Below are 20,950 nucleotides of genomic sequence, written 5' to 3' on the forward strand. Positions count from 1 at the left end.
TTCGGATGCCCCGCCACCCCAGTCTGTTCGAGGGGGTGCCGTGCGGCATCAACGGATGGAGGGAACATCGATGTCATTCCAGGCCTATCTCGACAACATCGAGAAGAAGACCGGGCTCACGCCGCGGCAGTTCGTCGAACTCGCGACGGCGAAGGGCTTCGGCGAGGGCACGAAGGCGACGCCCATCGTGGCGTGGTTGAAGGAGGACTACGGCCTCGGGCAGGGGCACGCGATGGCACTCGTGCACGTCATCACCAAGGGCCCGCAGATCAGCACCAAGCATGTCGGCACCGACGGCGTGCACCGCGACGCCACCGACACGCTCTGGCTCGACGGGGCGGCCACGAATCCCAACGGGTAGTCGCCGAGGGCCCTACAGGTCGTCGGGTTCGACGATGCGCTCGTGGTTCCACGGCTCCGCCCAGCCGAGCTCGTCGAACATGCGGGCGAGCACGAGCGCGGTGACGCCCCAGACGAGGCGGCCGCCGACGGTGAACGCGGGCGAACGGTAGGTACGCCCGCTGAAGGTGAGCTGCGTGATCGCCCGGTTGGCGGGGTCGAGCATCTCGGCGACGGGCACGCGGAAGACGTCGACGGACTCGTCGTGATCGACGGCCGCCACCTCCGACGGGCGCGTCCACCACGCCGGCACGGGCGTGACGAGATGCCTGCTCACCGGCACCGGCATGGGCGGCAGCGTGCCGAGCGGCTCGATGCCGTCGACCTCGACACCGGTCTCCTCGTACGCCTCACGGAGAGCGCCGGCGATCGGCCCGGAGTCGGATGCCTCGAGCCGCCCGCCCGGGAACGCGATCTGCCCGGCATGGCTGCCGAGGGTCGCGGCCCGGCGCAGCAGCAGCACGTCGAGGTCGCCGGGCACCGCTCCGCCGGTGCGCGCCGGCACCGCGTCGAGCACCCCGAAGAGCACGAGCACCGCGGCCGGGCGGAGCGCCGTGGCATCCGCTCGCCGGTTCGGCCAGTCGCTGCGCCACTCGAGCCCGCGCTCGCACAACGCGATGAGCTCGGCACGTGCATCGGCGATGGCGTTCAGGAGTCCTCCCGGGGGGGTGACGTCGCACGAGTGCCATCCTGCCACCTCGGTCAGGGAGCACGGGGATCGGAACGCCTACACTCGTCGGGGCGCGCGGCAACTCCGCCGCGATGAACCAGCGCCGACGACCGACCAGGAGACCGCTCGATGAACGCACCGGAGCCGACGGAGGCCATCGAGTCGGTGGCGCTCGAGTTCGAGAACGGCACGCTGCCGCCGGCGCAGCTCTCGCATCGCGTGCACCTGGCCCTCGGATGGCACTACCTGCAGCGCGACGGCTTCCCCGCCGGTGCCGCGACGTTCTGCGAGCATCTGCAGCGCTACGTGCAGGCCGTCGGTGCGATCGGCAAGTACCACGAGACCATCACCTGGGCCTACCTCGTGCTGCTGAACGAGGAGCGCACGCTGCGGGCCGAGCCCGGCGAGACCTTCGACGCGATGATCGCGCGACGGCCCGACCTGCTCGACCACCGCGCCGGCGCCCTGCGGCAGTGTTACACCGCCGAGGAGCTCGACGCCCCGGAGGCGCGCACCACGTTCATGCTGCCCCGGGGCGCCGGCTGACGAGCCGCGATCGTCGAACCGACGACCCGCTCATCAGTCCTCGACCGACGCCTGAGACTCGACGGAGGACTGGCCCTCCCCGGAGGCATCCACGTGCTTCGCCGGGTTGCGGATCGCCCAGACCACGCCGGCCACGGCGACGACGACGAGGGAGCCCATGAGCGCCCAGTTCACCCAGTCGGTGCGGCCGGTGAGCAGGTCGAGGTTCGTCAGCATCAGATACAGGCCGATGATGAGCCCGACGACACCGAGCGCCGGCGCGATGATCACGCGGAACACGCCGTGCCCGCGCCGATCACGGCGGAAGAAGGCGATCACGCTGACCATGCAGAGCGCCTGCAGGGCGACGACGCCGATGATGCCGACGCCGTTCGTCCAGAGCAGCAGGTGCAGGTACGGGTCCCCGTTGAACACGAGGGCGACGACGATCAGCACCAGCGAGGAGATGGTGGTGACCATGCTGGCGAGCGCGGGTGAACGGTAGCGCGGGTGGGTCCGGCCGAGCTTCGCCGGCAGGATGCGCTCGCGGCCGAGCGCGAACAGGTAGCGGGATGTCGCGTTGTGGAAGGCGATCGTCGCGGCGAGGATGCTCGTGACGATCAGCAGCCCCATCACGAGCACCGCCCAGCTGCCGAGGTAGGACTCGGCGAGCATGAAGTAGAGCCCCTGGAAGACGTCGGAGAGGGTGAACTCGGTGAGTCCGTCGACGCCCATCGCCGCGACGGCGACCCAGGCGATGAACCCGTAGAAGAGGGCGAGGAACCCCACCGCGAAGTACGTCGCCCGCGGCACGGTGCGCTTCGGGTCACGGGCCTCCTCGGCGTAGATCGCCGTGCCCTCGAAGCCGATGAACGCGCCGAGGGCGAGTACGAACATGCCGCCGCTGCCCGCGTTGAAGACGTTGACGGGGGCGAAGGGCTCGAGCGAGAAGTTCGTCGTACCCTCGGTCACCAGCACGGCGACCGCGAGCACCACGAGGATCGCCACCTCGAGCGTCATCAGCACTGCGAGCACACGGGCGCCGATGTCGATCTGCCGGTACCCGAGGAATGCGACGATCGCGACGGCGATCAGCGCGTACACCGACCAGTGCAGCTCGAGCCCGAACGCGTCGGAGAACGTCGTCTGGGCGTAGAACCCGAAGAAGCCGTAGAACCCTCCGCAGATGAGGGCGTACGACAGCAGGGCGACGAACGCCGCGCCGACACCGGCCGGGCGCCCGAGCCCCCGGCCGATGAAGGCGTAGAACGCCCCCGCATTGCGCACGTACAGCGCGAAGGCGGTCAGTCCCGCCGCGCACAGGATGTACACGATGCCGCTGAAGACGTAGGCACCGGCCGCGCCGATGCCGCCGAGTCGGAACGCCAGCGGCGCCGCCCCTGCCATGACGGCGAGGGGTGCCGCCGCCGCGACCACGAAGAAGAAGATGTCGAACGTGCCCAGCTTGCCGCGGGCCAGTCCCTGTTGCTCGTCAGTCGTGGTCGTGGTCATGGTGCTCCTCCTGGATGTCAGAAACGGGGGTGACAGCGGTGGTGCATGGTGGTGCGGTGATGCGGGAGTGCGTTTCGGCTCAGAGCGCCGGCCACCAGGCCGGGTCGGTCCACAGGGCGAGCTCCTGCTCGAGGGCGGCGCCCACGCGGAAGACGGTGGTGTCGTCGTAGGTGCGGCCCACGATCTGCACGCCGGTCGGCACGCCGTTCGGCGCGATGCCCGACGGCACCGAGAGCACCGGCACGCGGCCGATGACGTTGAACGGCAGGGTCATGAGCTGCGAGAACACCGTGTCGCTGTCGGTGGCCGGCTCGTCGGCGGCGAGGCCGGTGCTCGCGACCGTCGGGCAGATCATCACGTCGTAGTCGAGCATGATCTCGGCGAACGGACGGTAGAAGGCGGACTCGGCGACGAGGCCCTCGACGTAGTCGCCGCCCCGGGCGGCCTTCGCCGCGAAGGCTCGCGTGTACGGCATGAGCTGCGCGGCCCGCTCGGGGTCGCCCTCGACGATGCTCTCGATGAACGGCCCCATGACGGCGCCGAAGTGCGGCCAGGCCGTCTCCTGCACCTGCTCGGGCGTCCACGGCAGGGTGACCTCGACGACGGTCGCGCCGGCGAAGGTCAGCGCCGCGGCGACGGCACGGGTGTTCGCCTCGACCGCGGGATCGACCTCGTACGCGCCGAGCTGCAGGCACAGGGCGACCCGGATGCCGCGGAGCGAGCCGACCGCGCCCGAGACCGCCGCGATGTCGCGCAGCGATGCTGCGTCGCCGACCCACGGGCCGGCGATCACGTTCTGCAGCATGGCGACGTCGGCGACGCTGCGTCCCATCGGGCCGTCGGCGCAGTACGTGTCGGAGTTGAAGGGAGCCATGCCCGGCACCCGGCCGAACGGCGGCTTGAAGCCGACGACGCCGCAGAACGACGCCGGAATGCGGATCGACCCGCCGATGTCGGAACCGGTGGCGAGCACCGTCGAGCCGGCGGCGAGCACCGCGCCCGAGCCGCCCGACGAACCGCCCGGCGTGTAGTCGGGGTTCCACGGGTTGCGGGTGATGCCCCACAGCTTCGAGTGGGTGACGGGCGAGCAGCAGTACTCGGGGGTCTTGGTGCGGCCGTGGATGACGGCGCCGGCGTCCTGGATGCGCTCCACGATCGGGTGCGTGACATCGGCGATGTTGCCCTGCTCGAGCAGGCAGCCGTCTTCGAGCAGCCGGCCTTCGACGGGCTGCTCGTCCTTCAGCATCAACGGGATGCCCTCGAGCGCGCGCACCTGGTCGCCGGCCGCGAATCGCGCCTCGGAGACGACGGCTGCGGCCCGCGCCTCGTCGAGCCACTGCTCGGTGACGGCGTTGATCGTGGGCTCGGTCGCCTCGGTGCGTGCGATCACCGATTCGAGCAGTTCGACCGGGGAGAGCTCCCGGCTTCGGAACAGCTCGGATGCTTCGGTGGCCGTGAGCCGATACAGATCCATGAAGTGGTGCCTTTCGCGCGTCCGTACAATGTACGGACGATACTGTTGCACGCATGGCGCCACGTCAAGAGGTTGAGGAGATTCGGCAGAATCTGACTCGACGCGACCTCACCTCGGCCGCGATCACGCTGATCGAACGCGACGGGCTCGGCGCGTTGACGATGCGGCGACTCGCCGCCGAGCTCGACTGCGCGCCGATGAGCCTCTACACGCACGTGCGCAATCGCGACGACCTGATCGACGCGATCGTCGACCAACTGATCGAGCTGCTCGACCTGCACGAGCCGAGCGGCGAGAGCTGGCAGGAGATCGTGTGCCAGACGTTCCGGGCGTACCGCGATCTGGCCGTGCGGGTGCCGAAGTCGTTCGAGCTGCTCGCCCTCGCGCCGTACGACACGTCACCCGTCGCGCCGCACCTGGCCAGGTTCGTGGCGAGCCTCGAGGCCGCCGGCCTCACCGCAGAGCAGGCGCAGCAGATCCTCGGCATCGCGGATGCCTACGCGTCGGGGTTCCTCGTCGTGTGGGCCCGAAGCCAGGGTTTCCGCGAGGCAGGCGAGCCGTCACCGGCGGAGGACGGCATCACCGGCCTCCGCGACCTCGCCATGTTCGACCAGGGGCTCGACGCACTGCTCGCCGGCCTCGATGCGACGCTCGTGCGCGGCATCCGCCCCTGAGGCGCGACGCCCTGCCCGCGCTCGCGCTCCTGGTCAGTCGCCGATGAGCGCCGCGTCCCAGCGATCCATGATCCAGTCGACCGTCTCCTCCGGGCTCTGCCCGGTGGAGTCCACCCAGAGGCCGACGGGCGGCGCCTCGCCGAGCCATCCGTCGAACGTGCGCACGGCGTCGGCGAGCGTGCCGTCGCCGATCCATGCCTCGTAGGCCCCGGTGCCGCGCTCGGTCTCGCGGCGGACGATCGCCTCGACGCTCGGCCGCAGCACGACGAGTGCGCGCCGGCCCTGCATGCGGTCGAGCTGGGCGGTGACCCCGTCACCGAAGATGTTGTCGACGTGCACGGCGCTGATGCCCGCCTCGACGAACGAGCGGCTGAGCATCGCGCCGTGCCGGTAGCGCAGTTCGAGCTGCGCGAGCGCGGCCTCGGTCGGCGGATCGCCCATGTCCTCGCGCCCGCCGACGACCATCTGCCAGAGCGTGTCGCCCTCGATGAACGCACCGGGTCGCAAGCGTTCGGCGAGCAGGCGGCCCACCGTCGACTTTCCCGATGCGGGGGCGCCGACGACGAGGATCGCGGTCGGCCGGGCATCGTTCGCAGGGTCAGCCGGTGCAGTCATGACCATCAGGCTATCGAACGGATGCCGCGGCTCCCGCTCCTCCCCCGCTGCACCCCACTCGAAGCTGTCGGGGACCATGTCGCCTCACGCGTGATGCAGCGTCGCGTAGGCGTCGGCCGGGAAGGTCGTCGTCGTGTCGCCGAGCAGCAGGGCACGGTAGGTCGCGGTGGCCGCCTCCTCGAGGTTCAGCGCCCGGCGGAATGCCATCTCGACGGTGTCGCCGAGGGCGGTGCATCCGTGGTTGCCCATGATGATGCAGTCGTGCTGCTCGGCCTCGGCCGCGGCCGAGTCGGCGAGTTCATCGGAGCCGTTCGGGTAGTAGGGCGTCGTGCCCACCGAGCGCACGTAGTACGCGTGGTCGAGGGTCAGCAGGCGCACCTCGTGCCCGAGCGCATTCAGCAGCACCGCGTGCTGCGGATGCACGTGCACGACGGCGTTCACGTCGGGGCGGGCGAGATAGCTCCGCTGGTGGAGCTTCCACTCGCTCGAGGGCCTGGGGTTGCCGTCGAGCACCGTCCCGTCGAGATCCATGATCGTGAAGTCCGCCGCCGTGAGCCGGTCGAGCCAGGTGCCCGAGCCGGTCACGACGAAGGTGCGATCACTCAGCCGCGCCGAGAGGTTGCCGCCGCTGGCGAGCGCGAGTCCGGCCGCGACGGCGGTGCGCCCCACCGAGCTCAGTTCTGCGATCGCCTGGGCGAGGGTTCCGGTGCTGGTCATGCTGCTCCTCGTCTCGGTGGTCATGCGGCAACGGGCGCGGTCTCGAGGTCGAGGCTCGCCTGTTCCGCGGCCTCCTTCGCGGAGGGCTTCAACATGAACGTGAGCGCGAATCCGACGAGGTAGATCGCCGCGATGATCCAGACCGTCGCCTCGATGCCGATCGGCGAGACGAGCGCCGCGATCACCGGTCCGACGAACTGGCTGAGGCCGGCGCCGAGGTTCAGGATCGCGACCGCGGCGGCCTTGTGCTTCGGGGCGAGCAGCGGGACGATCGCCGAGAGCGGCACGAACATGCCGAGGGCGAGCCCGTAGACGATCGCGATCGCGATCGTGATGCCGAAGCTCGGGCCGAGCAGGGTGGGCACGTAGTAGAGGGCGAGCACGGTGACGAAGCATCCGATGCCACCGGCCCAGGCGACCACATTGACCCTGCCGAGCCAGTCGGAGAGGTAGCCCGAGAGCAGGTTGGCGGCCACGTTCGCCGCGAGCATCGTGCCCCAGATGGTCTGCCATTCCGCGAGCGAGAAGCCGATGTCGCGCACCATGTAGGTCGTGAGGAACACGACGAAGGCGTAGAACGAGAGCGTGTTGATGATGCGCACGATGCCGCCGATGCCCACCTTGGGGTGCGTGGCGACGATGCTGACGCTGCTGGCGACGCCCTTGATGCTGTCGGCGAGTGTGATCGGCTTCCGGCTGGGGTTGCGCAGGAGCAGGAGCACCATGAGGCCGCCGACGGTCACGAAGGCGAGCGACATCCAGAGGGTCGCGAGCTCGCCGATCACGGGGATGACGGCGGCGGCGAAGTACGAACTGATGACGCCGAGGCCGAGTGTGGAGAAGAACCAGTACCAGCCGACCGCGCGGCCCATGACCTGCTCGGGAGTGTCGAGGGTGATCCAGACGAGGAACCCGTAGGCGAACATCGGGTAGCCGAGGCCCCGGATGCCGAAGGCGATGAGCATGACCGTGAAGTTCTGCTGCATCACACCGCCGATGAGGAAGACCAGTTCGAAGACGACCCAGATCGCGAAGCCGAGCATCATCACGCGCTTCGGCCCCCACGCTTCGGCGAGGGCTCCCGACAGCCAGGCCGCGACGGCGACGACGATGCCGTAGGTGGCCCAGAGCGTGGCGACGTTGGCGGCGTCGAAGCCGAGCGAGTCGAGGTAGGGCGAGAGGAAGCCCGCCTCGATGCCGTCGCCGATCATGAAGATCGTGAGCGCCACGAAGCCCCATGCGATCGGCTTGGCGATGCCCTGGGTGCGGAGGATGCGGGCGAAGCGGCCCTCACGCGCGCCGGCGATGTCACTGGTCATTGGGATGACTCCTCGTTGAGTATCGAGAGTGAGTGTGTGAACATATGTTCATAGGGTTGAACAGATGATTGCATCATCCTGCGCCGACTCGACGCGCATGTCAAGTTCGCGCCCGCCCCCGACCGGTACCGACATGGAAGGATGTGCCCATGCTGCTTGGACGCGTCGCGCGCATGTACTACGAACACGGACTCACCCACCAGGAGATCGCCAACGCGCTCGGGCTCTCTCGGGTGCGCGTGACGAGGCTCCTCGCCGAGGCCCGTGAAAGCGGGCTCGTCGAGATCGTGATCCACGCCGACGAGTCGGCCTTCGCCGACGAGGAACGCGCCCTGCTCGATCGCTTCGGGCTCCGGCAGGCCTGGATCTCCCCCGCCGTGCCCGACGAGGTCAAGTCGGAGCGCTCGTTCGGGGCGGTGGGCGCCGAGGCGCTCGGCGCGATGATCGGCAAGGACGAGGTCGTCGGCATCGGCCTCTCGACGGCGGTCTCGCTCGCGCTCAACGCCTTCACCGCGCGGCCGCTCGGTGCGAGCTTCGTGCCACTGACCGGCAGCAGCGGCGGCCTTGCGACGGGAGCGAACCCGCACGAGATCGCACTCACCCTCGCAGCGCGCACCGGTGGCCGCGCGTTCCACCTCCCGGCGCCGCTGCTCGCCGCCAACGCGGCGGCGGCACGAGCTGCCACGACCGAGCCCGGCACGGCCGAAGTGCTCGGGCTCGCGCGCCGCGCTCAGCTCCTCGTCGCCGGCATCGGCGGCATGACCGCGGGCGAGGGCATCCTGCTGCGATCGCTCGACGAGGCGGAACGCGCCGACCTCGTCGCCCGCGGCGCCGTCGGCGACCTCGCGGGTCGTTTCTTCGATACGGATGGCACTGCGGTCGAGGGCCCGCTCGACGAGCGCATCATCGGACTCTCACTCGCCGAGATGACGGCCGTGCCGAACCGACTCGTGATCGCACGAGGAGCATCGAAGGTCGACGCGCTGCGGGTCGCGCTCACCAAGGGGCTCGTGAACATGATCGTCACCGACTCGGCGACGGCGGAGGCACTGCTGCGCTGAGGTCGCCGCCGGCCCGCGCCGACGCGAGCCGGCACGGGTAGGGCGATCGACTAGGCCGCGGCCGTCTCCAGCGCAGCGCGGTTGGCGACCGACGGGATCGAGTCTTCGGCACGCCAGGCCGCAATCGCGGCCGCCGCGAGCCGAGAGTGCTCGGCGACCACGTCGTCGGAGGCGCCGGCGATGTGGGGCGTTAGCGTGACGTTGTCGAGGGCGAGGATCTCCTCGTCCCGGCCGATCGGCTCCCGGTAGAACACGTCGAATCCGGCGCCGGCGATGCGATGCTCTCGCAGCACCTCCATGAGTGCGTCCTCGTCGATGATCGCGGCGCGGCCGGCGTTGATGAGGTAGGCGTCGGGCTTCATGAGGGCCAGCTCGCGCGCGCCGAGGAGCCCCTCGGTCTCCGGCATGAGCGGCACGTGCACCGAGACGATGTCGGCACCGGCCATGACCTCGTCGAGCGGCACGACGGATGCCTCGTCGCCGAACGCGTCCGCGGGTAGGAAGGGGTCGTAGACGAGCACGTTCATGCCGAAGCCGCGGGCCCGTCGCAACACCCGGCGGCCGACTGCGCCACCACCGAGGATGCCGAGTGTACGGCCGCCGAGGCCGATGCCGCGGAATCGCTCATACGGTTCGAAGACGTCGTCGGCGGTCCAGTTGCCTTCCCGGAGCCAACGCTCGGAAGCGCTGACGTGGCGCACCGTCGCCATGAGCAGGGCGAAGCTGAGGTCGGCGGTCACCTCCGCGTTTCGGCCGGGGGTGGTCGCGACCGGGATGCCGCGGACCGAGCACGCCTCGAGGTCGACGTTCACGGGCTTGGCACGGCACGAGACGACGAGTTGAAGGTTCGGTGCGAGGTCGAGCGCAGCCCCGTCGACGACGTCGAGCTCGGCGACGATCACGTTCGCCCGGCCCAGTTCGGCTTCGAGCCCGCGTGCTGCGAGCGAGTCACCGGCGAGGGTCGGCTCGATGCGGATGACCTCGGCGTACTCGCCGAGCGCCGCAGCCGCGACGTCGTCGAACGGTGCGGTGATCAGAATGGTGGGTCGCTGGTCGGTCATGCGGTTTCCTTTGCGTTGGGATCGGACGCTCACGCGTCGTGCACGGTCGTCGTCTCGGCAGCCGTATCGGCAGCCGTCTCGGCAGCCGTCTCGGCGTCGCGCCGCAGGCGGCGGAGCTCCGTCCAGTGCGGCCGCAGCGCATCGCGGGCGGCGATGAACGTGCGATAGCCCGACCGGTACAGTGCGTGACGTCCGGGATTCGGAGTGAAGACGCTCGACGGCGGGGCCATGCCGGCCACGGCCGTCGCGAGGTCGGGTGCGATGCCGGCCGCGACGAGGGCGAGGGTGGCGACGCCGCGCGCGCCGACCTCGGGTTCGTTCTGGCGCACGATCTCGTAGCCGCTCACGTCGGCGAGGATCTCGCAGAGCAGGTCGGAGTCGGAGCCGCCGCCGCAGATCAGCAGGTTGCCGGTGAGGCCGAGCTCGTCGAGGCATTCGGTCAGCGCGTAGGCGAGCCCTTCGTAGACGCTGCGCAGCAGCTGCCCGGGCTCGGTCGTGACACTCATGCCGAGCCAGGACGCCGAGGCATCCGGCGCCATGAACGGCGCACGCTCGCCGCTCGGCGAGCCGTAGGGAAGGTAGATCACGCCGCCGCTCCCTGGAGGCACAGCCGCCGCGAGGGCCTCGATCTCCGACCACGGGCGCTCGGAGAGCCCGAGGCCGTCGCGCACCCAGTCGAGGTTCGGCGTACCGGTCATGGGTGCGAGCGATTCGAGCACCTGGGTGCCACGACCGGTCGAGAGCACGATGCTGATGTCGGTGCGGACGGCGTCGCGTGCAGCGTGGTTGACGCCGACGAATCCCGTCGTGCCGAGGATCGCGTACCCCTGCCCGTCGCCGATCGCGCCGAGGCCGACACCGGCCGCGGCGGTGTCGACCATGCCGACGGCAACTGGAATACCGGCCGGCAGGCCGAGCGCACCCGCGACCTGCGCGTCCAGCACGCCACCGACAGCTTCGGGCGATCGCACTTCAGGCAAGTGGTCGCGCATGCGCTCGTGTCCGAGCGCGGCGAAGAGCGCCTCGGAGTACCGCCCCGTTCCGGTGTCGAGGTAGGTGCGCGACGCCTCGCTCGGGTCGGTCGCGATGACGCCGGTGAGCTGGTACCGCAGCCAGTCCTTGCAGTTGAGCTGGGTGCCGAGCGCGACGAGCAGTTGCGGATCCGCGGCGGCGAGCTCCTCGACGAGCACCGGGAGGGCACCCGCGAAGAGCGGTGATCCCGTCGCCTCGTGCACGGCCGCAGCGCGCCCGTCGGCCTGCCAGCGCTCCAGGCGCTCATGTGCGCGCCCGTCGAGCCAGAGGGCGGCCGGACGAAGCGGCAGACCGTTCTCACCGACCAACCAGGCACCGTCTCCCTGCCCGGTGATGCCGATCGCCGCGACGTCCGCGTCGCCGATCGCCGCGACGACGTCGATGATCGTCGAGACGGTCGCCTCCCAGAGGCGATCCATATCCGCCTCGGCGGCACCGTCGTGTCGGCGCTCGGTGTGCAGCGAGGAGCGGGCGACGCTCACGATCTGGCCGTCGAGCGTGAATGCCACGGTCTTGACCGACGTCGTTCCGGCGTCGATGCCCAAGATGAGGCGGGAGCGACTCTGCACGAAAGCCTCCGAACATTAGTGCAACAATGCGATCAGATGTTCAGCCTAGCGTGCAGAGCCGGAATGAGCCACTTCGCCGCGACGAGCTACTCCCCCGCTGCGCCCCACTCGAAGCCGTCGGGGTCGGTGAACGAACCGGCATCTCCGTTGATCAGGATGCGACGCGACCCCGTGCCCTCGGCGGCGACGCCGACGGTCTTGGCGAGCGCGCGACGCTTGTAGAGGCCCAGGCCGATCGGGCTCGCCGGCGTCGCGAAGTCGACGTAGCTGCCGAAGCTCTTCGCGATCGTGAGGCCGCGGTCGGTGTAGAACCGCTTGCTCGCGCCCACGTCTTCGGCGCCGATCAGCAGCACGAGGTTGTCGATCGTGCGGGTCGCAGGCCCGGTGTCCTTCTTCGACGAGGTGGCGACCTGCCAGATCGCCCCGTCGGGCGCCTGCACGACGCCGCCGAAGCCCCACATGGACTTCTCGGCGGGCTTCAGCACCGTCGCCCCGGCGGCGACCGCCGAGTCGAAGAGCGAGGTGACGTCGGCCGGCTGCGACACGATGACCGACATGGTGAATCCGCGGAAGCCGGTGGTCGGGGCATCCGCTGCCCTGGTGCGGACCTGCGGGCCGAGGCCGAAGGCGTCGGCGTAGAAGCGGGCTGCTGCGTCGGGGTCGGTCGCGTCGAGGGTGATCGAGTCGATGGAGGTGAGTTTGATCGTTTCCGTGTTCATACCGCCGACGCTAATCACGTCGTTCGGCGGATGCTTCTCCGATTCTGCTCGCTTCGGTGTTCGCCTCTTCGGCCCTTCGGCACCGCCTCAACCGAGGGCGGCCGCGGGACATCGGTGATTGTGCACGACCGCCGACCGGAGCATCCTGAGACCATGAGCGATCGCGAGGACTTCCTGATCTGGCTCCAGAGCGAGTTCGTGCGGGCCGAACGCGCCATGTTCAACGGCGACGATGGCCCGCGCCGCGCGATCTGGTCGGAGGACGAACCGGTCAGCGTGCTCGGTGCGTGGCGAAACGCCTCGAATCGGGCCGAGCTCGTCGAGGCGTTCGAGGAGCTCGCGACGAGCTTCTCGGACTGCGCCGACTACGCGTACGACCTGATCGCGTTCAACGTGCTCGGCGAGATGGCGTACACCGTGGGATACGAGCGGGTCTCGACCTCGGTCGACGGGCAGCCCCGCACCTTCACGTTGCGCGCCACCCAGGTGTACCGGCGCGAGCCGAGCGGCTGGCGGATCGTGCACCGGCACGCCGACAAGGTCGGGTAGCGGGTCAGAAGCGCATCGGGAAGGTGAGCAGCACGACGAACCCGCTCACGGCGATGACGCCGGCCAGCCCGAGCATCATCCATGCCGCGACGTGGTGGATGTCGCGCTGCGCCATCGCGGTCAGGAACAGCACGAGGGCGAACAGCACGGTCAGCAGCGAGTAGTTGTCTCCTCGCTCGGTGTCCTCGAGCGCCTGAGCGAATCGCTCATCGGCGACGGCGGTGCGCTCCGCGCTCTCCTCGGTGCCCGGCGGCACGTACTCCGCCATCGCGAACGGCCCCGGCTCGACCTCCCCGTCGGTCTGCCAGGCGTCGAAGGCGATCCTGAAGTGCGGCGTGAAACGTGCCTCGATCTGATCGGCGAGCGCCGTGTCGCCCTCCGCGGTGGCGGTCACCCACTCCGCGTAGATGATGAGGTCGACCACCCGGGCCTCACGCGCCTGGCTGTCGGCATCGCTCGCCTCGACGCGGGCAGCGGATGCCTCGGCGAACGCGATCGCCCGTTCGCCGCTCCACTTGGCGGACTGGAAACCGCACCAGGCGGTGAGGATGGCGGTCACCGAGAGCATCGCCACCGCGACGATCTCGATGAAGGGCCGGTGCCGCCACCTGGAGACCGGTGCAGGCTTGGTGGCGGCCAGCGCGGAGGGCTCCCTCTCCGTCGATGCCTCGCTCATGGTGCCCCCTTCAGCCCACCCGACACGGATTGCTGCTCACCATGGCATAGCCATGCGCATCCGCGCCACCGCCGTCTCGGTCCGCAGACCGGGGCTCCGGCCGGCCGATCCGCCGTGGCGCGAGCGCGCGCCGCGCCATCCTTCTTCACTCGAACCTTCGGTACTTCGGTACTTCGGTACTTCGGTACCGCCCCGCGAACACCGACATCCGCTCGTAGGATCGGGCCATGGGAGCGCAGGAGTATCGATACGACACCGAGGTCGTGCGGCTCTTCTACGACCACGCCTCAACAGTGGTCTGGTTTCCGTATCCCGTTCCCTACGAGGAGAGCGGGCTGAGCCCGACGCTGGTCGCCGACCTACAGGCGTGGGGGCGGCTGCACGATACGGGGCTCGACCATGAGCAGCAGTGGCGTTCGCCTGAACTGCCCGCCATGGCCGACGAGCAGCGGCAGGGGCTCGCGCATCGCCTCGGCGACGAGCTCGGCTCGGCCTTCGAGGTCGAGTTCGACGTGCCGCGCGGCGTCTGGTTCGGGCCCCGCAAGACGAGCTATCGCTCATCGGAGCCGCCGACGAATCCCGAGGCCGCCGCGATCTTCACGGCTTGGGCTGACGAGGCGAGGGCCGAACGCGCCGAGCTGGCGCAGCGGGCCGCTGAGGGGTGGTCCTCTGATGAGTCGTTCGGCTGGTACGCCGTTCAGCCTGACAGCGGGCAGAAGTTCGTGCCGCGCGAACGACCGACACAGGAATGACGAGCACCCGGCGAGCCGCCGCCTACGCGCGCGTCGACGCCTTCCGCGCGGTGCGCTGAGCCGTCACCCGTGCGGCGACAGTCTTGGGCGTCGGGTCCCCCGGCGACAGCACAGCCCTGAGCGCAGTGCACTCGCGCTCGGCGGCACCGTCGTCGGAGGCGGCGATGAGCATCGCGACGACGAACGCTGCCGCCGCGATCGGCAGGGCGATCGCGGCATCCGCCCAGTACACGTCGAACCAGACGTCGGCGAACGCGACCACGACGGCGACCGGGGCGACCGCTGCGACGAGCCCCTGTGCGAGCAGCCGGGCGGCGCGGGGGCCGATGAGGAACCGCTCGATGCGGTCACCGCGCGTGCGACGCGGCTGTCCGTCGGCGATCCAGCGTGCGGCCGCGACCTCGCGCACGCGCAGCACGACGAGGTTGACGACGAGCAGCGCCACTAGCAGCCCGGCGAGCACCGCCATGACGACACCCGAGGTAGCGCTGAGCCAGTCGATGAACCGCTCGCCCGGCTCGTCGTAGTACCGTTTGTCGCACGAGCGGCACGGTTGGCGCATCGCGACCGACCCGAACCACACCACGACCGCGAGGCCGAGCGCCGCGCCGGTCGCGCCGGTGGCCCACGTCAACGGCCAGGTGACGCGTGGAGCGAGGATCGCGGGGCCGTCGTCTTTGACGGATGCCATGCGGCGGCGCTGCTCGGACTGCGCGACGAACGCGTGGCGGGCCGCCCAGTCGGCGACGAGCGGCTGCGCCCGACTCTGCCAACGGTCGGCCGCAACGCCGAGCAGGGGGCCGAGCACCACCCAGGCGACGATGACCACGGCGCAGACGACCAGACCGATCCACGGCTCCGGGTTGCCGCGAACGTCTTCCACGGTGGCCAGCATCGCGACCAGCATCGCGGCGACGACCAGCGCGATGACGCCCCAGGCACGCACGAGCCTGCTCAGCGTGCGCGCCGGGGCCGTGGCCACACGCGCTCGGGCGCGCGCACTCGGCACGGCCGCGCGGTCTCGTCGCACGACCGCTTCGAGTCTGCGGAAGAACAGGGCGCGGTCCACCGCGTACAGCACGGGCAGCGCGACGCCGACGGCTGCGGCGACGATGCTCGCGGCGCCGAAGCCGGCTCGAACGAACAGGTCGTACTCGATCGCGTCGTTCAGCCGACCGAACGCCTCCTCGCCGACGATGCCGGTGATGAGCGCGACACCGGCGACGACGCCCATGCCCACGGCGAACCCGATCACCACGTCGAGCGCCGCCCGCGCGTACCGGGATCCGCCGCCGCCCACGTCGACGAATCGCGGCAGGTCTGCGGCTCGGGTGTGCTGGGTTTGATCGTTCGGGCGCACCAGGTTCCTCGGGGTCGGGGCGGGTCGGCTCGGCTCAGCGTACTTGAGTGGTCGCCGCCCGACTCACCTTGACAATTTTCCTGAGTCGACTCATAATTGAGTCAACTCACGAACAAGGAGAACTCCCATGAACACCACCCCCGATACCGCGAGCGGGCCCGTCACGTCGTACGCGAAGGCCCCCACCCGCACGATCACCGCCGGCGGCGTCACCTACGCCTACCGCGAGCTGGGCCCGAAGGGCGGCGTGCCCGTCGTCTTCTTCGTGCACCTCGCGGCGACGCTCGACAACTGGGACCCGCGCATCATCGACCCCATCGCCGAAGGCCGCCACGTCATCACCTTCGACAACCGTGGCGTCGGCACGACCACCGGTCAGGTGCCCGACTCGGTCGAGGCGATGGCCGCTGATGCCTACACCTTCATCCGCGCGCTCGGCTTCGACAAGATCGACATCTTCTCGTTCTCGCTCGGCGGCATGGTCGCCCAAGCCCTCGTCGTCGAGCACCCCGAGCTCGTGCGCAAGCTCGTCCTCACCGGCACCGGGCCCGCCGGCGGCACCGGCATCGACAAGGTCGTCGGCGTCACCTACTTCGACATCCTGCGCGCGACCCTGACCCGCTCCGACCCGAAGGAGTTCCTCTTCTTCAACCGCAACGCCACCGGCAAGCCCGCCGCGAAGGCATTCGTCACGCGACTCCACGAGCGCACCGTCGACCGCGACGCCCCGATCACGACGAAGGCGTTCCAGACGCAGCTGAAGGCGATCAAGAAGTGGGGTCGCTCGGCGCCCGCAGACCTCTCGAAGCTCACTCAGCCCACCCTGATCGCGAACGGCGACCACGACCGCATGGTGCCCTCGGTGCTCTCCGACAACCTCCACCGCCGCATCGCGGGGTCGGAGCTGATCATCTACCCCGACTCCGGCCACGGCGGCATCTTCCAGTTCCATGACCGCTTCGCCCCCGTCGCCGTCGAGTTCCTCTCGCGCTGACCGGCATCCGATTCGACCAAGGAGGCACGCCATGACGAACACGATCCCGTTCATGAAGAAGGCGCTCGCGTCATCCATCCTGCTGTGGATGCGCACCGATCAGCCCTGCCAACAGGGCATGGAGCACTGGAAAGGCCCGCACTCGAAGATCATCGCGGCGAGTCCGGGGCTCGACGAATACCGGCAGCTCCACCTCGACGCCGCAAACGCCGGGCTGTGGCCCGCCACGCACGGTGTCGAGACGGCCATTCCCGCAGATCGCAAGGTCGACGGGGTCGCCGAGGTCACCTTCGCCTCCGCGCTCGCGCCGTTGCAGGGCCGCGCGCAGACCAAACTCGCATTCCAAGACGAGGTGAACGTGTTCCGGCGCACCCTGATGTACGCCGGGCCGCCCAACTCCACTCGCTGGTACGAGCGAACCGGCGACACGGGGTCACGTGCCCTCATCTCCGTCAGGCGACGAGGAGGCGTCGGCACCCGAGCGTTCCGGAGGCACCTCACCGACGCCCTCGTGCCCGCGCTCGCGAAGACCGCGAAGTTGACCGAGCTGCGCACCCAGGTGTTCATGCCCTGGAACGAGCGGCTCTGGAACACGCCCGACGTCGCCCACGACAATCCCGTCGATCAGCGGTTCCACGCCTCGCTCGTGCTCGGCTTCGCCGATGCCGCCGCGCGCGCGGCGTTCTTCGACGGCGACGAGATCTCGACCATGTCGGACGAGCTGTCGATGTTCGCATCGGCGATCCACGCCTACAACGTGTCCGAGGCGTTGACGTATGTACGAGAGGGCCGCGTCCTGCCGCATTATGCTCAGAACTGAGCACAGTCAGATCGAATCCTGGAGGACGGAATGGCCTCGGTCACGGCACCGGTCGGGCGGCGCGAGCGGAACAAGCAGGTCAAGCTCGAACGCATCACCGCCGCCGCGCGAGAACTCTTCGCCGAGCACGGCGTCGACGACGTCACCACACAGCAGATCGCCGAGAAGGCCGACATCGGCGCCGGCACCCTGTTCCTCTACGCCAAGACCAAGGGCGAGCTGCTCCTGCTCGTGCAGAACTCCGCCTACGCCGACGCCCTCGAAGAGGGACGCGCGGCCGCAGCGAGCCTGCCCGATGCGCTCGACGCAGTGATGGCGATCGTGCGCCCGGTCGTGCACTGCAACCGCATCCAGATCGACAACGGGCGCACCTACCTGCGCGAACTCGTCTTCGGCGACCCCGAAGAGCCGCACCACCGCGACGCGCTCACGCTGACCCTGCAGACCGAAGAGGCCGTCGCCGCCGTGCTGCGTCGCGACGACCGCGTCGGCGAGCGCGACGCCGCCACCCTCGCGCGCATCGTCTCGGCGATCATGTTCGTCACCATGGCGGCGACGGTGAACATCACCCGCACCGTCGACGAGCTCGTGCAGGAGATCAGTGACCAGGTCGGCGTTCTGCTCCAGAGCTGATCGCCCGCCACAAACACGCAGAACGCCCGGCCCTCACGAGGAGGACCGGGCGTTCGTGGTTCGACCGGTTACCGCCGCTGCTTCACGCGGTTACGCGCGACGCGGCGAAGCGGTTACGCCGCCAGCGGCAGCGCCACGGTGGCACGGGGCACGGATGCCACGACGAACTCGCCGCCCGAGGCATCCACCTGCACGCCCTCGCCGTCGCCGAGCGCACCGCTCACGAACAGGTCGCTGATGCGGTCGTCGATCTCGCGCTGGATGACCCGGCGCAGGGGCCGGGCGCCGTACTCGGGCTCGTAGCCGCGTTCGGCCAGCAGCGCCACCGCGGCATCCGTCACCTCGAAGGCGACCTCGCGCGCGGCGAGCCGCGACGCGGTCGCGCCGAGCATGAGGCGCACGATCTGCGCGAGCTGCGGCTCGTCGAGCTTCTGGAACAGCACGATCTCGTCGATGCGGTTCAGGAACTCGGGGCGCATGGCCTCGCGCACCTTGCCCATGACGCGGTTGCGCACGTCATCGGAGGAGCTGAAGCCCGAGCCATCCGTCGAGGCGACGAAGCCGAGGGCACCCGAGCGCGACGCGAGGAACTCCGAACCGAGGTTCGAGGTCATCACGATCACCGTGTTGCGGAAGTCGACCGTGCGACCCTGGCCGTCGGTCAGGCGCCCGTCGTCGAGCACCTGCAGCAGCAGGTTGAACACGTCGGGGTGCGCCTTCTCGATCTCGTCGAACAGCACGATCGAGTACGGGTTGCGCCGCACGCGCTCGGTGAGCTGCCCCGCCTCGTCGTAACCGACATAGCCGGGAGGGGCGCCGACGAGCCGCGACACCGTGTGCCGCTCGCCGAACTCGCTCATGTCGAAGCGCACGATCGCCTGCTCGTCGTCGAAGAGCGACGACGCCAGCGCACGCGCCAGCTCGGTCTTGCCGACACCCGTCGGCCCGAGGAACAGGAAGGATCCGACCGGGCGCTTGGCGTCGCCCATGCCGGTGCGGCTGCGGCGCACGGCCTTCGCGACCGCGGTGACCGCGTCGTCCTGACCGATGACGCGCGCGTGCAGCTCGCCCTCGAGGTCGCCGAGACGCTCGCGCTCGCTCTCGGTGAGGCGGTTCACCGGAATGCCGGTGGCCCGCGAGATCACCGCCGCGATCTCGCTCTCGTCGATCACGGTCGAGCGTTCGGCACCGTCAGAGCCCAGCCCGGCGGATGCCGCGGCGCGCCCCTTCTCGGTCGCCTCGTCGAGCTTCGCCTGCACCTTCGAGATCTCGTCGCGGATGCGCGAGGCCTCCTCGTAGTGCTCGGCGCTCACGGCGGCGTTCTTGTCGGCCTCGAGGTCGGCGAGTCGCGCGATGAGCGCGGAGACATCCGTCTTCATGCCGAGCTTCAGGCGCAGCCGTGCCCCGGCCTGGTCGATGAGGTCGATGGCCTTGTCGGGCAGCACGCGGTCGGTGAGGTAGCGGGCGCTCAGCTCGACGGAGGCGCGGAGCGCGGCATCCGTGTATTGCACGCCGTGGTGCTCCTCGTAGGCGGGCTTCAGCCCGTGGAGGATGAGCACGGCGTCTTCGATCGAGGGCTCCCCCACGCGCACCGGCTGGAACCGGCGCTCGAGAGCAGGGTCCTTCTCGATGGTGCGGTACTCCTTGAGCGTCGTGGCACCCACGAGGTGCAGCTCGCCGCGCGCGAGGCGCGGCTTCAGGATGTTGCCCGCGTCGGTGCCGCCGTCGCCCGAGCCGCCCGCGCCGACCACGGTGTGGATCTCATCGATGAAGATGATGCGTTCGCCCTTGTTTGCGGCGATCTCCTCCATGGTCTTGGTGAGGCGCTCCTCGAAGTCGCCGCGGTAGCGGGTGCCCGCGAGCATGCCGGGCAAGTCGAGCGAGATCACGCGCTTGTCGAGCAGGGCCTCGGGCACCGACTCCTCGACGATCGCGCGGGCGAGGCCCTCGACGATCGCCGTCTTGCCGACGCCGGCCTCGCCGATCAGCACCGGGTTGTTCTTGGTGCGACGGCTGAGGATCTCGATGGTCTGCTCGATCTCGTCGGCACGGCCGATCACGGGGTCGAGCCCGCCGTTCGCAGCCAGCTCGGTGAGGTCGGTGCCGAACTTGTCGAGCATGGGGGTGTCGGATGCCCCGGCGCCCGGCATGCCCGAGGCATCCGTGTCGCCATCGGCACCCGGCATGCCGGCTTCGACCGTCTCGCGCATGCCCTGCGTGAGGGCCTCGGCGGTGACGCCGGCGCGCGCGAGCACCTGGCCGGCAGGGGCATCCTGCCCCAACACGAGCGCGAAGAAGAGGTGCTCGGGGTCGATGTAGGTCGAGCCGGCCGAGCGCGCCACCTGGTAGCTGTGGAACAGCGCGCGGGAGGCGCTCGGGGTGATCGTGGCCGCGTTGATGTCGGCGGTGTCGCCGGCAGCGGGCAGGCGCGCCTCGGTCGCGGTGATGAGCCGCTCGGGGGCGACGCCGATGCGGGCGATCGCCTGCTTGACGCTCTCGTCTTCGACGATCACGCGCAGGATGTGCAAGGCGTCGAGCTCGGTCTGGCCGCGCTCGAGCGCGAAGCGTCCTGCTTGACGCAGGATGCCTTGAGTACGGGCGGTCAGGAACCGGCTGAGGTCGATCGACCGAGCCTGACGCGCCTGCTCACCCGCGAGATAGCGGGCGAGAAACTCGTCGAACGAGCTCGCGCCGGCTTCGGGGTTGAAGTCTTCGGGCACCAATCCTCCTGGAGAGTTGAGCGGGGTACGCTCAAGTTCAACGCGGAGCGGGCGTGGGTATTCCCGCAGCGTATCGTCACCATGTGATCCACGCAGATG

21 protein-coding genes are annotated in these 20,950 nt (G+C 69.8%); 9 read left to right on the top strand and 12 right to left on the bottom strand.

Features of this window, described 5'->3' with window-relative positions:
- Positions 1 to 70 precede the first annotated feature (70 nt).
- Positions 71 to 361: a DUF4287 domain-containing protein gene (locus ASE14_RS15080; protein WP_056657673.1), complete on the top strand. Its 291-nt coding sequence runs from the start codon at positions 71 to 73 to the stop codon at positions 359 to 361.
- 12 nt (positions 362 to 373) lie between these two features.
- Here the strand turns inward: ASE14_RS15080 and ASE14_RS15085 are convergent, their stop codons facing one another.
- Positions 374 to 1,096: a CoA pyrophosphatase gene (locus tag ASE14_RS15085; RefSeq protein ID WP_235511426.1), complete on the bottom strand. Its 723-nt coding sequence runs from the start codon at positions 1,094 to 1,096 to the stop codon at positions 374 to 376.
- Between the two features lie 102 nt (positions 1,097 to 1,198).
- Here ASE14_RS15085 and ASE14_RS15090 point away from each other — a divergent pair, with 102 nt between their 5' ends.
- Complete coding sequence (locus ASE14_RS15090; RefSeq protein ID WP_056656801.1) at positions 1,199 to 1,615, top strand: hypothetical protein; 417 nt, start codon at positions 1,199 to 1,201, stop codon at positions 1,613 to 1,615.
- A gap of 33 nt (positions 1,616 to 1,648) precedes the next feature.
- Here the strand turns inward: ASE14_RS15090 and ASE14_RS15095 are convergent, their stop codons facing one another.
- Positions 1,649 to 3,106 (bottom strand): APC family permease, encoded by a 1,458-nt coding sequence (locus ASE14_RS15095; RefSeq protein ID WP_056656804.1) that lies wholly within the window; start codon positions 3,104 to 3,106, stop codon positions 1,649 to 1,651.
- A 79-nt stretch (positions 3,107 to 3,185) separates the two neighbouring features.
- Positions 3,186 to 4,580, bottom strand: a complete 1,395-nt coding sequence (locus tag ASE14_RS15100; RefSeq protein ID WP_056656807.1) for an amidase — start codon at positions 4,578 to 4,580, stop codon at positions 3,186 to 3,188.
- 53 nt (positions 4,581 to 4,633) lie between these two features.
- Between ASE14_RS15100 and ASE14_RS15105 the strand changes: the two genes are divergently transcribed.
- Complete coding sequence (locus tag ASE14_RS15105; RefSeq protein ID WP_056656810.1) at positions 4,634 to 5,254, top strand: TetR/AcrR family transcriptional regulator; 621 nt, start codon at positions 4,634 to 4,636, stop codon at positions 5,252 to 5,254.
- 33 nt (positions 5,255 to 5,287) lie between these two features.
- Here the strand turns inward: ASE14_RS15105 and ASE14_RS15110 are convergent, their stop codons facing one another.
- The 3 genes from ASE14_RS15110 to ASE14_RS15120 form a co-directional block, all read right to left on the bottom strand.
- Positions 5,288 to 5,869 (bottom strand): zeta toxin family protein, encoded by a 582-nt coding sequence (locus tag ASE14_RS15110; protein WP_056657677.1) that lies wholly within the window; start codon positions 5,867 to 5,869, stop codon positions 5,288 to 5,290.
- An 84-nt stretch (positions 5,870 to 5,953) separates the two neighbouring features.
- Positions 5,954 to 6,586, bottom strand: coding sequence for a class II aldolase/adducin family protein (locus ASE14_RS15115; protein ID WP_056657680.1), 633 nt, complete (start codon positions 6,584 to 6,586; stop codon positions 5,954 to 5,956).
- A 20-nt stretch (positions 6,587 to 6,606) separates the two neighbouring features.
- Positions 6,607 to 7,905: an MFS transporter gene (locus ASE14_RS15120; protein ID WP_056656813.1), complete on the bottom strand. Its 1,299-nt coding sequence runs from the start codon at positions 7,903 to 7,905 to the stop codon at positions 6,607 to 6,609.
- Positions 7,906 to 8,054: 149 nt separating this feature from the next.
- On the opposite strand from ASE14_RS15120, the gene ASE14_RS15125 reads away from it, so the two are divergent.
- Positions 8,055 to 8,966: a sugar-binding transcriptional regulator gene (locus ASE14_RS15125; protein ID WP_056656816.1), complete on the top strand. Its 912-nt coding sequence runs from the start codon at positions 8,055 to 8,057 to the stop codon at positions 8,964 to 8,966.
- Positions 8,967 to 9,016: 50 nt separating this feature from the next.
- On the opposite strand, the gene ASE14_RS15130 is transcribed toward ASE14_RS15125, so the two are convergent.
- The 3 genes from ASE14_RS15130 to ASE14_RS15140 all read right to left on the bottom strand — a co-directional run bounded on the left by ASE14_RS15130 (position 9,017) and on the right by ASE14_RS15140 (position 12,347).
- Positions 9,017 to 10,027 carry an NAD(P)-dependent oxidoreductase gene (locus tag ASE14_RS15130; protein ID WP_056656819.1) on the bottom strand — a complete coding sequence of 337 codons (1,011 nt, stop codon included), beginning with the start codon at positions 10,025 to 10,027 and terminating at the stop codon, positions 9,017 to 9,019.
- 29 nt (positions 10,028 to 10,056) lie between these two features.
- Complete coding sequence (locus tag ASE14_RS15135) at positions 10,057 to 11,628, bottom strand: FGGY-family carbohydrate kinase (protein ID WP_056656822.1); 1,572 nt, start codon at positions 11,626 to 11,628, stop codon at positions 10,057 to 10,059.
- An 86-nt stretch (positions 11,629 to 11,714) separates the two neighbouring features.
- The gene (locus tag ASE14_RS15140) at positions 11,715 to 12,347 is read right to left on the bottom strand and encodes a VOC family protein (protein ID WP_056656825.1); all 633 of its coding nucleotides are present in this window, start codon (positions 12,345 to 12,347) and stop codon (positions 11,715 to 11,717) included.
- 153 nt (positions 12,348 to 12,500) lie between these two features.
- Between ASE14_RS15140 and ASE14_RS15145 the strand changes: the two genes are divergently transcribed.
- Positions 12,501 to 12,896, top strand: a complete 396-nt coding sequence (locus tag ASE14_RS15145; RefSeq protein WP_056656828.1) for a DUF4440 domain-containing protein — start codon at positions 12,501 to 12,503, stop codon at positions 12,894 to 12,896.
- Positions 12,897 to 12,900: 4 nt separating this feature from the next.
- Here the strand turns inward: ASE14_RS15145 and ASE14_RS15150 are convergent, their stop codons facing one another.
- A complete protein-coding gene (locus ASE14_RS15150; RefSeq protein WP_235511427.1) occupies positions 12,901 to 13,572 on the bottom strand; it encodes a hypothetical protein in 672 nt (223 codons plus the stop codon).
- Positions 13,573 to 13,799: 227 nt separating this feature from the next.
- On the opposite strand from ASE14_RS15150, the gene ASE14_RS15155 reads away from it, so the two are divergent.
- Positions 13,800 to 14,324, top strand: a complete 525-nt coding sequence (locus ASE14_RS15155; RefSeq protein WP_056656831.1) for a hypothetical protein — start codon at positions 13,800 to 13,802, stop codon at positions 14,322 to 14,324.
- 22 nt (positions 14,325 to 14,346) lie between these two features.
- Here ASE14_RS15155 and ASE14_RS15160 read toward each other — a convergent pair whose 3' ends face one another.
- On the bottom strand, positions 14,347 to 15,684 hold the full coding sequence (locus tag ASE14_RS15160) for a hypothetical protein (RefSeq protein WP_056656834.1): 1,338 nt from the start codon (positions 15,682 to 15,684) through the stop codon (positions 14,347 to 14,349).
- A 127-nt stretch (positions 15,685 to 15,811) separates the two neighbouring features.
- Between ASE14_RS15160 and ASE14_RS15165 the strand changes: the two genes are divergently transcribed.
- Genes ASE14_RS15165 through ASE14_RS15175 form a run of 3 tightly spaced genes read left to right on the top strand, consistent with a single transcriptional unit; the run spans position 15,812 to position 18,131 of the window.
- The gene (locus tag ASE14_RS15165; protein ID WP_056656837.1) at positions 15,812 to 16,678 is read left to right on the top strand and encodes an alpha/beta fold hydrolase; all 867 of its coding nucleotides are present in this window, start codon (positions 15,812 to 15,814) and stop codon (positions 16,676 to 16,678) included.
- A gap of 31 nt (positions 16,679 to 16,709) precedes the next feature.
- Positions 16,710 to 17,498: a hypothetical protein gene (locus ASE14_RS15170; RefSeq protein ID WP_056656840.1), complete on the top strand. Its 789-nt coding sequence runs from the start codon at positions 16,710 to 16,712 to the stop codon at positions 17,496 to 17,498.
- 30 nt (positions 17,499 to 17,528) lie between these two features.
- The gene (locus ASE14_RS15175) at positions 17,529 to 18,131 is read left to right on the top strand and encodes a TetR/AcrR family transcriptional regulator (protein WP_056656843.1); all 603 of its coding nucleotides are present in this window, start codon (positions 17,529 to 17,531) and stop codon (positions 18,129 to 18,131) included.
- A 113-nt stretch (positions 18,132 to 18,244) separates the two neighbouring features.
- On the opposite strand, the gene ASE14_RS15180 is transcribed toward ASE14_RS15175, so the two are convergent.
- Positions 18,245 to 20,851 (bottom strand): ATP-dependent Clp protease ATP-binding subunit, encoded by a 2,607-nt coding sequence (locus tag ASE14_RS15180; protein ID WP_056657686.1) that lies wholly within the window; start codon positions 20,849 to 20,851, stop codon positions 18,245 to 18,247.
- Positions 20,852 to 20,950: the final 99 nt, after the last annotated feature.

The organism is Agromyces sp. Root81, from assembly GCF_001429165.1.
Taxonomy (GTDB): domain Bacteria; phylum Actinomycetota; class Actinomycetes; order Actinomycetales; family Microbacteriaceae; genus Agromyces.